This window comes from Arthrobacter sp. L77 (assembly GCF_000816565.1).
Lineage (GTDB): Bacteria > Actinomycetota > Actinomycetes > Actinomycetales > Micrococcaceae > Arthrobacter_D > Arthrobacter_D antioxidans.
Genome location: NZ_JWSU01000001.1, coordinates 153,526 through 167,981 on the forward strand (window position 1 = coordinate 153,526; position 14,456 = coordinate 167,981).

The following is a 14,456-nucleotide window of genomic DNA, read 5'->3' on the forward strand; positions in this document are numbered from 1 at the left end:
GGTGGCGGTGCAGAGGCGAAAGCGCTGACAAGCCTTACGGTCTGTGGAAGGATCCCTCTTGGTCGCCCCGAGCACCTCTAATAATGCAACCGCTACCAGCCAGGTCGACGCCGACGGCGCCGCACCCAGGCTCTCATTCGCAAAGATTCACGAACCGCTTGACGTTCCCAATCTCCTCGCACTCCAGACGGACAGTTTCGACTGGCTCGTCGGCAACGAGCGCTGGAAGGCCCGCGTAGAGGAAGCGCTGGAGAAGGGGCTGCAGGGCTTCGCCACCACGTCCGGCCTCGCGGACATCTTCGAGGAGATCTCCCCGATCGAGGACTTCCAGGGCACCATGTCCCTGAGCTTCTCCGAGCCCGAGTTCGCCGACCCCAAGTACACGATGGCCGAGTGCAAGGATCGCGACGCGACCTACTCCGCCCCGCTGTACGTCAAGGCCGAGTTCATGAACAACAACACGGGCGAGATCAAGCAGCAGACCGTGTTCATGGGTGACTTCCCCCTCATGACCGACAAGGGCACCTTCGTCATCAACGGCACCGAGCGTGTCGTCGTGTCGCAGCTCGTCCGTTCGCCGGGCGCCTACTTCGAGCGCACCGCGGACAAGACCAGCGACAAGGACATCTTCAGCGCGAAGATCATCCCGTCGCGTGGTGCCTGGTTCGAGCTCGAGATCGACAAGCGCGACCAGGTCGGCGTCCGCCTCGACCGCAAGCGCAAGCAGTCCGTCACCGTGCTCCTCAAGGCGCTCGGCTGGACCGAGGGCCAGATCCTCGAGGAGTTCGGCCAGTACGACTCCATCCGCGCCACCATGGAGAAGGACGCCACGGAGACCCGCGAGGACGCCCTCCTGGACATCTACCGCAAGCTGCGCCCGGGGGAGCCCCCCACGGTCGAGGCTGCCCAGACCCTCCTGGACAACCTGTACTTCAACCCCAAGCGCTACGACCTCGCCAAGGTCGGCCGGTACAAGATCAACCGCAAGCTCGGCATCGACAAGGACCTCACGGATTCCGACGCATCGGTGCTGAACATCGACGACATCGTCGCGATGATCAAGTTCCTGGTCGCGCTGCACGCCGGCGAGAAGACCCTCGGCGGCAAGCGTGACGGCGGCGACGTCGAGCTGCGCGTCGAGGTCGACGACATCGACCACTTCGGCAACCGTCGTATCCGTGCGGTGGGCGAGCTCATCGAGAACCAGGTCCGCACGGGCCTGTCCCGCATGGAGCGCGTCGTCCGTGAGCGGATGACCACCCAGGACGTCGAGGCGATCACGCCGCAGACCCTGATCAACATCCGCCCCGTCGTCGCCGCGATCAAGGAGTTCTTCGGAACCTCCCAGCTCTCGCAGTTCATGGACCAGAACAACCCCCTCGCCGGACTGACACACAAGCGTCGCCTGTCCGCGCTGGGCCCCGGTGGTCTGTCCCGTGACCGTGCAGGCATGGAAGTCCGAGACGTCCACCCCTCGCACTACGGACGCATGTGCCCCATCGAGACCCCTGAAGGCCCGAACATCGGCCTCATCGGTTCGCTCGCCTCGTACGGCCGGATCAACGCGTTCGGCTTCATCGAGACCCCGTACCGCAAGGTCGTCGACGGCATCGTCACCGACCAGATCGACTACCTGACCGCGGACGACGAGGTGGAGCGCCTCATCGCCCAGGCGAACGCCCCCCTCGCCGCGGACAACACGTTCGTCGAGGACATGGTCCTCGTACGGACCCGCGGTGGTTCCGGCGAGCCCGTGCTCGTCGTGCCGGGCGAGGTCGAGTACATGGACGTCTCCCCGCGCCAGATGGTGTCCGTCGCGACCGCGATGATCCCGTTCCTTGAGCACGACGACGCCAACCGCGCCCTCATGGGTGCGAACATGCAGCGCCAGGCCGTGCCCCTGCTCCGTTCCGAGCGTCCCCTCGTGGGCACCGGCATGGAGAAGAACGCCGCCGTCGACGCCGGTGACGCCGTCACCGCGACGAAGGCCGGCGTCGTCAAGGAGGTGTCGGCGGACCTCGTCGGCATCCTCAACGACGACGGCACCGAGACGAACTACCCGATCATGAAGTTCGCCCGCTCCAACCAGGGCAACGCGTACAACCAGCGCGTCCTGGTCGCCGAGGGTGACCGCGTCGAGTACAACACGATCATCGCCGACGGTCCCTCCACGGATCAGGGCGAGCTCGCGCTCGGCAAGAACATGCTCGTCGCGTTCATGTCCTGGGAGGGTCACAACTTCGAGGACGCGATTATCCTGTCGCAGCGCATCGTCTCCGACGACGTCCTGACGTCCATCCACATCGAGGAGCACGAAGTCGATGCCCGCGACACCAAGCTCGGTGCCGAGGAGATCACGCGTGACATCCCCAACGTCTCCGAAGAAGTCCTCGGAGCCCTCGACGAGCGCGGCATCATCCACATCGGTGCCGAGGTCGAGGCCGGAGACATCCTCGTGGGCCGTGTCACCCCCAAGGGCGAGACGGAACTGACCCCCGAGGAGCGCCTGCTCCGCGCGATCTTCGGTGAGAAGAGCCGCGAAGTCCGCGACACCTCGCTGAAGGTCCCCCACGGCGAGTCCGGAACGGTCATCGGCGTGCGCATCTTCGACCGCGACAACGATGACGAGCTGCCCCCGGGCGTCAACCAGCTGGTCCGCGTGTACGTGGCCCAGAAGCGCAAGATCACCGACGGCGACAAGCTCGCAGGCCGCCACGGCAACAAGGGCGTCATCTCCAAGATCCTCCCGATCGAGGACATGCCGTTCCTGGAGGACGGCACGCCCGTCGACATCGTCCTGAACCCGCTGGGTGTCCCGGGCCGCATGAACGTGGGACAGGTCCTCGAGATCCACCTCGGCTGGGCAGCCAAGCAGGGCTGGAAGATCGAGGGCGAGCCCGAGTGGCTCAAGAACCTCCCGAACCTTCCCCGGGAGATCTCCACGACCACCGTCGCGACCCCCGTGTTCGACGGCGCCACCGAGGACGAGATCGTGGGCCTGCTCGGCTCCACGAACGTCACCCGTGACGGACAGCGCCTCATCGGCGAGTCCGGCAAGGCGCGACTGTTCGACGGCCGCTCCGGCGAGCCGTTCCCGGACCCGATCTCGGTCGGCTACATGTACATCCTGAAGCTCCACCACCTGGTGGACGACAAGATCCACGCGCGCTCCACCGGCCCGTACTCGATGATCACGCAGCAGCCGCTGGGTGGTAAGGCACAGTTCGGCGGCCAGCGCTTCGGTGAGATGGAAGTCTGGGCCCTCGAGGCCTACGGCGCGGCATACACGCTGCAGGAACTCCTGACCATCAAGTCGGACGACATCCACGGACGCGTCAAGGTGTACGAGGCCATCGTCAAGGGCGAGAACATCCCCGAGCCGGGCGTTCCCGAGTCCTTCAAGGTCCTGATCAAGGAAATGCAGTCGCTCTGCCTGAACGTGGAAGTCCTCTCCACCGACGGTACGACGATCGAGATGCGTGACTCGGATGAAGAAGTCTTCCGGGCCGCGGAGGAACTGGGCATCGACCTCTCACGGGCCGAGCCGAGTTCTGTCGAGGAAGTCTAGGTTGCACGACGCCGTACCGGCGTTCGAACGGGGCCAACGAAATTTCTGCGGCCGCGGGCGGCCTTGAAATATTAAAGGCCCCTTCCTCGAACACCGGTACGGCGTTCACCTGGCTTTCCGCCGCACCCCATAAGACTTCAAGAATTTAGAGAACAAAGAGAGAACAGGGACCCTATGTCCAGCGAATCCTCCTTCGGCCTCATGCGAATCGGACTTGCCACCGCGGACGAAATCCGCGGCTGGTCCTACGGCGAGGTCAAGAAGCCGGAAACCATCAACTACCGCACGCTCAAGCCCGAGAAGGACGGCCTCTTCTGCGAGAAGATCTTCGGCCCTTCCCGCGATTGGGAGTGCTACTGCGGCAAGTACAAGCGCGTGCGCTTCAAGGGCATCATCTGTGAGCGCTGCGGCGTCGAGGTGACGCGTGCCAAGGTGCGCCGTGAGCGCATGGGGCACATCGAGCTCGCCGCTCCCGTCACGCACATCTGGTACTTCAAGGGCGTGCCCTCGCGTCTGGGCTACCTCCTCGACCTGGCCCCGAAGGACCTCGAGAAGGTCATCTACTTCGCCGCCTACATGATCACCTCGGTCGACGAGGAGAACCGCCACGCCGAACTGCCGAACCTCCAGGCCGAGCACGACCTCGAGAAGAAGCAGATGACGGACCAGCGCGACTCCGACATCGCCGCGATCGCCAAGGACCTCGAGGACGAGCTCGCCCGCCTCGAGGGAGAGGGCGCCAAGGCTGCCGACAAGAAGAAGGCCCGCGACTCGGCCGACCGCCAGATGGCGAACGTCCGCAAGCGCGCCGACGCCGACATCGAGCGCCTCGTCCAGGTCTGGGAGCGTTTCAAGACCCTGAAGGTCGCCGACCTCGAGGGTGACGAAGGCCTGTACCGCGAGCTGCGCGACCGCTACGGCCTGTACTTCGAGGGCTCCATGGGCGCCGAGGCCATCAAGAAGCGCCTCGAGAACTTCGACATGCCGGCCGAGGCCGAGATGCTGCGCGACATCATCCAGAACGGCAAGGGACAGCGCAAGACGCGCGCCCTGAAGCGCCTCAAGGTGGTCAACGCGTTCCTGACGACGACGAACAGCCCGCTGGGCATGGTCCTCGACGCCGTCCCGGTGATCCCGCCGGAACTGCGCCCGATGGTGCAGCTCGACGGCGGCCGTTTCGCGACGTCCGACCTCAACGACCTGTACCGCCGCGTCATCAACCGCAACAACCGCCTGAAGCGCCTGCTGGACCTCGGGGCTCCCGAGATCATCGTGAACAACGAGAAGCGCATGCTCCAGGAAGCCGTCGACTCCCTGTTCGACAACGGTCGTCGCGGCCGCCCGGTCACCGGACCGGGCAACCGCCCCCTGAAGTCCCTCTCGGACATGCTCAAGGGCAAGCAGGGTCGTTTCCGCCAGAACCTCCTCGGCAAGCGCGTCGACTACTCGGGCCGTTCGGTCATCGTCGTCGGCCCGCAGCTGAAGCTGCACCAGTGTGGTCTGCCCAAGCAGATGGCCCTGGAGCTCTTCAAGCCGTTCGTGATGAAGCGCCTGGTGGACCTCAACCACGCGCAGAACATCAAGAGTGCCAAGCGCATGGTCGAGCGGTACCGCCCCCAGGTCTGGGACGTCCTCGAAGAGATCATCACCGAGCACCCCGTGCTGCTGAACCGTGCACCCACCCTGCACCGGCTCGGCATCCAGGCGTTCGAGCCGCAGCTCGTCGAAGGCAAGGCGCTCCAGCTGCACCCGCTGGTCTGCGGTGCGTTCAACGCCGACTTCGACGGCGACCAGATGGCAGTCCACCTGCCGCTGAGCCCCGAGGCCCAGGCCGAGGCGCGCATCCTGATGCTCTCCTCGAACAACATCCTGAAGCCGTCCGACGGCCGTCCGGTCACCCTGCCCTCGCAGGACATGATCATCGGTCTGCACCACCTCACCACCAAGCGTGAGGGAAGCGCCGGCGAAGGCCGCGTCTTCACGAGCATGGCCGAGGCCGTCATGGCGTTCGACATGGGGTCGCTCCACCTCAACTCGGTGGTCCGCATCCGCGTCGACAACTTCGTGCCCAGCGCGGACATCGCCGCTCCCGAGGGCTGGGAGCCCGGCACGCCGGCCCTGATCGAGACGTCCCTCGGCCAGGTTCTGTTCAACGAGACGCTTCCCCTGGATTACCCCTGGGTGGAGAAGGTCGCCGACAAGGGCCAGCTCTCGACGATCGTCAACGATCTCGCGGAGCGGTACCCGAAGGTGGTCACGGCGGCGACGCTGGACAACCTGAAAGACGCCGGTTTCTACTGGGCCACCCGCTCGGGCGTCACCGTCGCCATCTCGGACATCTCCGCGCCGATCAACAAGGCCGGCATCATGGAGGGCTACGAGACGCAGGCCGCCAAGGTCCAGTCGCAGTTCGACAAGGGCCTCATCGCCGACGAGGAGCGCCGCCAGGAGCTCATCGACATCTGGAACAAGGCCACCAACGAGGTCGCCGCGTCCATGCGCGCCGCCATGCCGAAGGACAACACCATCAACCGCATGGTGTCCTCCGGTGCACGAGGCAACTGGCTGCAGGTCCGCCAGATCGCGGGTATCCGTGGCCTCGTGGCCAACCCCAAGGGCGAGATCATCCCGCGTCCGATCAAGTCCTCGTACCGCGAGGGCCTGTCGGTCCTGGAGTACTTCATCGCCACGCACGGTGCCCGTAAGGGCCTCGCCGACACCGCCCTGCGTACCGCCAACTCGGGGTACCTGACGCGTCGCCTCGTCGACGTGTCGCAGGACGTCATCGTCCGCGAGGACGACTGCGGCACCGAGCGCGGGCTCAAGGTCACCATCGCCGTACCGAACGCCGACGGCGAACTGGTGCTGCACGAGGAGGTCGAGAACTCGGCGTACGCACGTACGCTGGCCACCGACGTCGTCGACTCCAAGGGCAAGGTGCTCGCTGCCGCGGGCTCCGACGTCGGAGACGTGGTCATCGGTGAACTGTTCGAGGCCGGTATCGCCGATATCAAGGTCCGTTCCGTACTCACCTGTGAGTCCAGTGTCGGCACCTGTGCCCTCTGCTACGGCCGTTCGCTCGCGACCGGCAAGACCGTGGACATCGGAGAGGCCGTCGGCATCATCGCCGCGCAGTCGATCGGTGAGCCCGGCACGCAGCTGACGATGCGTACCTTCCACACCGGTGGTGTGGCGTCGGCCGAGGACATCACCCAGGGTCTGCCCCGTATCCAGGAGCTCTTCGAGGCGCGTACCCCCAAGGGTGTCGCCCCGATCTCCGAGGTCGCCGGGCGGGTCACCATCGAGGATGCCGAGAAGCAGCTTCGCCTGGTGGTCACCCCCGACGACGGTTCCGAGGAGATCGCGTACCCGGTCCTGCGCCGTGCACGCCTCCTGGTGACCGACGGCGAGCACGTCGAGGTCGGGCAGCAGCTCGTCTTCGGTGCGGTCGACCCGAAGCAGATCCTCCGGATCCTCGGCCCCCGCAAGGCCCAGGAGTTCCTGGTGGACGAGGTCCAGCGCGTGTACCGCAGCCAGGGTGTGGGCATCCACGACAAGCACGTCGAGGTCATCGTCCGGCAGATGCTGCGCCGCGTCACCGTGATCGAGTCCGGCGAGTCGGACCTGCTCCCCGGTGAGCTGGCCGAGCGTCGCCGCTTCGAGGACGAGAACCGCCGCGTGGTGTCCGAGGGCAAGAAGCCGGCCTCGGGCCGTCCCGAGCTCATGGGTATCACCAAGGCGTCGCTCGCCACCGAGTCGTGGCTGTCGGCCGCTTCCTTCCAGGAGACCACGCGTGTCCTCACGCAGGCCGCCATGGAAGGCAAGAGCGATCCGCTGCTCGGCCTCAAGGAGAACGTCATCATCGGTAAGCTCATCCCGGCCGGTACCGGCCTGGACCGTTACACGAAGGTCACGGTCGAGCCCACCGAGGAGGCGAAGGCGAACCTCTTCACCGGTCCGAGCGCGTTCAGCGACTTCGACTACGCCGGTGTCGAGGGCGGCCTGAGCCCCGAGTTCCACGCGATCCCGCTGGACGACTACGACATGGGCAACAGCGACTTCCGCTGAGTCGACCAGCCCTGAGGAAGGCCCCGGACCCTGCGGTCCGGGGCCTTCCCGCGTCTCCGGCGCACCACCCCTACCACGCGGCGGAGGCCCTCCCGTCCAGGGGCGCGCGTGATCTCTGGTAGACTTGGGACCAATTGTTTGTGTGGCAGTGGATCGGCGTTGAGAAACGTATCTCCGTGTTGTACGTAAGTTGTACAGCGAATGCCACATTTTCGCACGCCTACAGTCGTTCTGCGGCAGCATATCCGTCGGTGGTGCGCCAAACGACCGATCATCCCGACCTCTGGACGGTGCGGCCCGAAAGGCCGTCGCAACCGCTGGGTAGGGCGTCACAGATCTCATCTTCAGACATTACGGAGAACACGAAAGTGCCTACGATTAACCAGCTGGTCCGTAAGGGCCGGACACCTAAGGTCTCCAAGACCAAGGCGCCCGCACTGAAGGGCAGCCCCATGAAGCGCGGCGTCTGCACCCGCGTCTACACCACCACCCCGAAGAAGCCGAACTCGGCTCTCCGCAAGGTCGCCCGTGTGCGCCTCAACGGTGGCATCGAAGTCACCGCCTACATCCCCGGTGTCGGTCACAACCTTCAGGAACACTCCATCGTGCTCGTGCGCGGCGGTCGTGTGAAGGACCTCCCGGGTGTCCGCTACAAGATCGTCCGTGGCGCACTGGACACCCAGGGCGTGAAGAACCGCAAGCAGGCTCGCAGCCGCTACGGCGCGAAGATGGAGAAGAAGTAATATGCCTCGTAAGGGCCCGGCCCCGAAGCGGCCGCTCGTTGTAGATCCCGTCTACGGTTCACCCCTGGTCACCCAGCTGATCAACAAGGTGCTCGTCGACGGCAAGAAGTCCACCGCAGAGCGCATCGTGTACGGCGCACTCGAGGGTGCTCGTGCGAAGTCCGGCGGCGACCCCGTCGCAGCGCTGAAGAAGGCCATGGACAACGTCAAGCCGACCCTCGAGGTCCGCTCACGCCGTGTCGGTGGCGCCACCTACCAGGTCCCCGTCGAGGTCAAGCCCGGTCGTTCGACCGCGCTGGCCCTCCGCTGGCTCGTGGGCTACTCCAAGGCCCGCCGCGAGAAGACGATGACCGAGCGCCTGCAGAACGAGATCCTGGACGCGTCCAACGGTCTCGGAGCAGCAGTCAAGCGCCGCGAGGACACGCACAAGATGGCCGAGTCGAACAAGGCCTTCGCACACTACCGCTGGTAGCAGCTCTGCCGGCCGGGTCCACACCCCGTCAGGGGCGGACCGGCCGGCGGCCCAGCAGAACTCCATTTTCGTATTAAGGGAGACACCGTGGCACAGGACGTGCTTACCGACCTCAACAAGGTCCGCAACATCGGCATCATGGCCCACATCGATGCCGGCAAGACCACTACTACCGAGCGCATCCTGTTCTACACGGGTGTCAACCACAAGATCGGTGAGACGCACGACGGCGCCTCCACCACCGACTGGATGGAACAGGAGAAGGAGCGCGGCATCACCATCACGTCCGCCGCTGTCACCTGCTTCTGGGAGAACAACCAGATCAACATCATCGACACCCCCGGGCACGTCGACTTCACCGTCGAGGTGGAGCGCTCCCTGCGCGTCCTCGACGGCGCCGTCGCCGTGTTCGACGGCAAGGAGGGCGTCGAGCCCCAGTCGGAGACCGTCTGGCGCCAGGCCGACAAGTACGAAGTGCCCCGCATCTGCTTCGTCAACAAGATGGACAAGCTGGGCGCCGACTTCTACTTCACGGTCGACACCATCATCAGCCGCCTGGGCGCCAAGCCCCTCGTGCTGCAGCTCCCCATCGGCGCCGAGAACGACTTCATCGGCGTCGTGGACCTGCTCTACATGCGTGCCCTCGTCTGGCCCGGCGACTCCAAGGGTGACGTCACCATGGGTGCGAAGTACGAGATCCAGGAGATCCCGGCCGACCTCAAGGAGAAGGCCGAGGAGTACCGCGCGGCCCTCGTCGAGACCGTCGCCGAGTCCTCCGACGAACTCATGAACAAGTACCTCGAAGGCGAAGAGATCTCCGTCGACGAGCTCAAGGCCGGCATCCGCAAGATGACGATCAACTCCGAGCTCTACCCGATCCTCTGCGGCTCCGCGTTCAAGAACCGCGGCGTGCAGCCGATGCTCGACGCCGTCATCGACTACCTGCCCTCGCCCCTCGACGTCCCCCCGATGATCGGTCACGATCCCCGGAACGAAGAGGTCGAGCTGACGCGCAAGCCGAGCACCGAGGAGCCCTTCTCGGCCCTCGCGTTCAAGGTCGCGACGCACCCGTTCTTCGGCCAGCTGACGTTCATCCGCGTGTACTCCGGGCACGTGACGGCCGGTACCCAGCTGGTGAACTCGACGAAGAGCAAGAAGGAGCGCATCGGGAAGCTGTTCCAGATGCACGCCAACAAGGAAATCCCCGTCGAGGAAGCCTCGGCAGGACACATCTACGCCGCGATCGGCCTGAAGGACACCACCACCGGTGACACCCTCTCCGACTCGGCGAACCAGATCGTGCTCGAGTCCATGAGCTTCCCGGCACCCGTGATCTCCGTGGCCATCGAGCCCAAGACCAAGGGTGACCAGGAGAAGCTGTCCACGGCCATCCAGAAGCTCTCCGCCGAGGACCCCACGTTCCAGGTCTCCCTGAACGAGGACACCGGACAGACGATCATCGCCGGCATGGGCGAGCTCCACCTGGACATCCTGGTGGACCGCATGCGCCGCGAGTTCCGTGTCGAGGCGAACGTGGGCAAGCCCCAGGTCGCCTACCGCGAGACCATCCGCAGCAAGGTCGCCAAGCACGACTACACCCACAAGAAGCAGACGGGTGGCTCCGGCCAGTTCGCGAAGATCCAGATCGCGATCGAGCCGATGGAGGTCGAGGAGGGCGTCCTGTACGCCTTCGACAACAAGGTGACCGGTGGCCGCGTGCCCCGCGAGTACATCCCGAGCGTCGACGCCGGCATCCAGGATGCGCTGAACGACGGCGTGCTCGCCGGTTACCCGGTGGTCGGCATCAAGGCGACCCTGCTCGACGGCGCCTACCACGACGTCGACTCCTCGGAGATGGCGTTCAAGATCGCCGGGCGGATGGCTTTCAAGGAAGCCGCACGCATGGCCAAGCCCGTGCTGCTCGAGCCCCTGATGGAGGTGGAGGTCCGCACCCCCGAGGAATACATGGGTGAGGTGATCGGTGACCTCAACTCCCGTCGTGGTCAGATGCAGTCCATGGAGGACGCCAGCGGCGTGAAGGTCATCACGGCCCACGTGCCCCTCTCGGGCATGTTCGGCTACATCGGTGACCTCCGGTCGAAGACCCAGGGCCGCGCCGTGTACTCCATGAAGTTCGACAGCTACTCCGAGGTCCCGAAGGCAGTCGCCGACGAGATCATCCAGAAGACGCGCGGCGAGTAGCCCCTTCCCGGCAACGGGATCTCCGGGGGAGCGGAGGCGGCACGGCCCCTGGGTCGGCCGCCCCGCCCCCTCTGCCGCCGGACCGGCTGGTCCGGCGGTGCAGAGCAATTTCATCAAAACCAAAAGCCCCCAGTAGACTTGCATGAGTTTCAGCCGCGACAAGCGTGGCTGGGAAGCAATTCTTCTCAAACGTTCTAGGAGGAACCCGTGGCGAAGGCAAAGTTCGAGCGGACTAAGCCGCACGTTAACATCGGCACCATTGGTCACGTTGACCATGGAAAGACCACGTTGACGGCTGCCATTTCCAAGGTGCTGTACGACAAGTACCCCACTCTCAACGAGCAGCGTGACTTCGCGTCGATCGACTCGGCTCCCGAGGAGAAGCAGCGCGGCATCACGATCAACATCTCGCACGTCGAGTACCAGACCGAGAAGCGCCACTACGCACACGTAGACGCCCCCGGTCACGCTGACTACATCAAGAACATGATCACCGGTGCGGCCCAGATGGACGGGGCTATCCTCGTCGTCGCAGCCACCGATGGTCCGATGGCCCAGACCCGCGAGCACGTTCTGCTCGCCCGCCAGGTCGGCGTCCCCTACCTGCTGGTCGCGCTGAACAAGTCCGACATGGTCGACGACGAAGAGCTTCTCGACCTCGTCGAGATGGAGGTTCGTGAGCTGCTCAGCTCGCAGGGCTTCGACGGCGACGAGGCTCCCGTAGTCCGCGTCTCCGGCCTCAAGGCCCTCGAAGGCGACCCCGAGTGGGTCAAGTCCGTCGAGGACCTCATGGAAGCTGTCGACAACAACGTCCCGGACCCCATCCGCGACAAGGACAAGCCGTTCCTCATGCCCGTCGAGGACGTCTTCACGATCACCGGTCGTGGAACCGTCGTCACGGGTCGCGCCGAGCGCGGCACCCTCGCCATCAACTCCGAGGTCGAGATCGTCGGTATCCGTCCGGTCCAGAAGACCACGGTCACCGGCATCGAGATGTTCCACAAGCAGCTCGACGAGGCCTGGGCCGGCGAGAACTGTGGTCTGCTGCTCCGCGGCATCAAGCGCGAAGACGTAGAGCGTGGACAGGTCATCGTGAAGCCGGGTTCGATCACCCCTCACACCGACTTCGAGGCCAACGTCTACATCCTGGCCAAGGACGAGGGCGGGCGTCACAACCCGTTCTACTCGAACTACCGCCCGCAGTTCTACTTCCGCACCACGGACGTGACCGGCGTCATCACCCTCCCCGAGGGCACCGAGATGGTCATGCCCGGCGACAACACCGAGATGACCGTTGCGCTCATCCAGCCCATCGCCATGGAGGACGGCCTCGGCTTCGCGATCCGCGAAGGCGGCCGCACCGTCGGCTCGGGACGTGTCACCAAGATCCTGAAGTAGTCCTTCGGATCGTCCGGCATCGCCGGAACATTGAGGAACCCCTGCCGTCCGCGGCAGGGGTTCCTTCGTTAACGACCTCCGACCGGAGCGCGGGAGGTTCTCCACAGAGGGTCCGCCGGCCACGGGGCGTCCTGCCTATACTGTCCCGGGGGCGGGTGTCCGCCCCGAACATGGGGGAGTGGCATTGGGTCTGATTCTGACGATTCTTCTGGCGTTCGTGCTGAGCATCTTCGGCGCCGGGTATCTGACCGGACGGGCCGTCACCCGACGCCGCGCCACGCGCGACCAGCGGACCGGCGGATCGCTGGCCGCGGCGTACGACCAGGGGTACCGCCGTGGTGCGTCCGACGCCGCGTTGCCGACGGGCACCGTACCGGTCCCGGACCACGAGCCGTCGGCCCACGCCGTCGCGACGCCACACCCCCCGGGCCCGCACCCCTCCGACGCTCCCGGCCGTACCACGCGTCCGCCGGCCTGGAGCGCGGGAGCCATGGCCTCTCCCGCCGCAACGCGTCCCGCGACGAGCGCGGACGGACGCGCCGTCCCGCCCGACCACGCCCCGGGTACACACATCCCCGTTGCTCCGACAGCGGAGGAACGCGCCGTCCCGCCCGACCACGCCCCGGGCACACACATCCCCGTTGCTCCGACAGCGGAGGAACGCGCCGCACAGCGGGCCGCCCGCGACCTCCGCACCATCAATATCGCGTTGTACTCCGCCAGTCTGCTGCTGGTCGCCGCCGGCGGTCTGTTCATCGGCGCGGCCGTGCCGGGCGCTGCCAGGGCCGCGACGATCGTCGTCGTCGTCGCCCTCTTCTACGTCAGCGGCCTCGTCCTGTACACGCGGCTGCCGCGCCTCCAGCCGGCGGCGGTGGCCTTCACCGGCACCGGACTCGCCCTGCTGCCGGTAGCCGGGCTGCTCTTCGGGTTCCTCACCGGCCAGGGTGCCCTCGCCTGGTTCGCCACGGCGCTCATCGGCACCGCCGCCTACCTCGTCGCCGCCGTCCGGCTGCAGAGCCGCGTGGTCGCCTTCCTCACGCTGCCGTTCTTCCTCTCGATCGCCCTGTCCTCGGTATCACTGCTCGGTGGCGCCCTCGTCTGGTACTTCACGTGTTCGATCGGCGTGGCAGCACTCCTGGCAGGGCTGCTGCGCCTCGCTCCACGATGGCTGCCCGACGTCGTCTCCCGGGCCGTGGTGGACACGCACCGGTTCCTGGCACCGGCGGCCCTCGTGGCCTCCCTGCTGCTCGGTGATCTGCTGGGCGAGGCGGACCGTGCCCAGCTGTGGATCGTCGCCACCGCCTACTACGCGGCGCTGGTAGCGTTCTTCGACGTTCGCAGGATCCAGCACTTCTACGCCCTGCGGCTCGTCCTGAGCATCGCCACCGTGCTCACCGCGTGGGCCGCGGGCAGTTCGGCCGGGTGGGGATCCTTCCTCCTCGCCGGGTGCCTCGCGCTCCAGATCGCCGGTCTCCTCGCCGTCCCGGACAGGGCCCGGATGTTCCTCGACGGCCCGCGCCCACCCGCGGCCGACGGCCCGGGCGTGATTCCGCGCCGCACCTCCCTCTACTCCCTCGACATCCTCGCGACCTTCGCGATGGTGTCGCTGGCCGCTGGGGCAACCGTGCTCACCTCCATCCGCCCGAGCGCCACCGTCTCGGGGACGGAGCCGGACGCCCTCCTGCCGATGCTCCTCGTGCTGGTCACGGGCATGGCCATCTCCGTGCGGTGCGGCGGAGTGCTCGAGCTGCTCGTTCTCCCGGGCGTGCTCCTCGGCGCGATGACCCGCTGGGAGGACCCCTGGCGGACGGAGACGGTCCTCGCACTGACTATCGGCTACCTGCTCGCGCGGGCGGTGCGCTCGACCGGTGGGCGGCGGGAACGCTTCGTGCTGGCCGCGCGGGGAGCCGTGACCGCCCTGGCGCCGATCGCCGTGCTCGTCCACCTGCAGCCGCCGCTGGTGCTGCCCGGGCAGGTCGGGGAGTTCGCCGGACTCGCCCTCTTG

At 66.2% G+C, this 14,456-nt stretch carries 6 protein-coding genes; all 6 read left to right on the plus strand.

Annotated elements, in window-relative coordinates; all coding sequences use genetic code 11:
- The first annotated feature begins 58 nt into the window (after positions 1 to 58).
- The 6 genes from rpoB to tuf all read left to right on the plus strand — a co-directional run bounded on the left by rpoB (position 59) and on the right by tuf (position 12,451).
- Positions 59 to 3,568 carry a DNA-directed RNA polymerase subunit beta gene (gene rpoB / locus RY94_RS00765; protein ID WP_043440589.1) on the plus strand — a complete coding sequence of 1,170 codons (3,510 nt, stop codon included), beginning with the start codon at positions 59 to 61 and terminating at the stop codon, positions 3,566 to 3,568.
- Between the two features lie 174 nt (positions 3,569 to 3,742).
- The gene (locus RY94_RS00770) at positions 3,743 to 7,636 is read left to right on the plus strand and encodes a DNA-directed RNA polymerase subunit beta' (protein WP_043440591.1); all 3,894 of its coding nucleotides are present in this window, start codon (positions 3,743 to 3,745) and stop codon (positions 7,634 to 7,636) included.
- 368 nt (positions 7,637 to 8,004) lie between these two features.
- Complete coding sequence (gene rpsL, locus RY94_RS00775) at positions 8,005 to 8,379, plus strand: 30S ribosomal protein S12 (RefSeq protein ID WP_043440593.1); 375 nt, start codon at positions 8,005 to 8,007, stop codon at positions 8,377 to 8,379.
- 1 nt (position 8,380) lies between these two features.
- Positions 8,381 to 8,851, plus strand: a complete 471-nt coding sequence (gene rpsG / locus RY94_RS00780; RefSeq protein WP_043440595.1) for a 30S ribosomal protein S7 — start codon at positions 8,381 to 8,383, stop codon at positions 8,849 to 8,851.
- Positions 8,852 to 8,938: 87 nt separating this feature from the next.
- Complete coding sequence (gene fusA, locus RY94_RS00785; protein WP_043440598.1) at positions 8,939 to 11,053, plus strand: elongation factor G; 2,115 nt, start codon at positions 8,939 to 8,941, stop codon at positions 11,051 to 11,053.
- A 207-nt stretch (positions 11,054 to 11,260) separates the two neighbouring features.
- Entirely contained in the window at positions 11,261 to 12,451 is a 1,191-nt protein-coding gene (tuf, locus tag RY94_RS00790) for an elongation factor Tu (RefSeq protein WP_043440601.1), read from the plus strand.
- Positions 12,452 to 14,456 lie beyond the last annotated feature (2,005 nt).

Excerpts from the sequence above, each read along its gene's own strand:
- RY94_RS00770 (WP_043440591.1), top strand. The coding sequence starts at position 3,743 with ATGTCCAGCGAATCCTCCTTCGGCCTCATGCGAATCGGACTTGCCACC.
- rpsG (WP_043440595.1), top strand. The coding sequence starts at position 8,381 with ATGCCTCGTAAGGGCCCGGCCCCGAAGCGGCCGCTCGTTGTAGATCCC.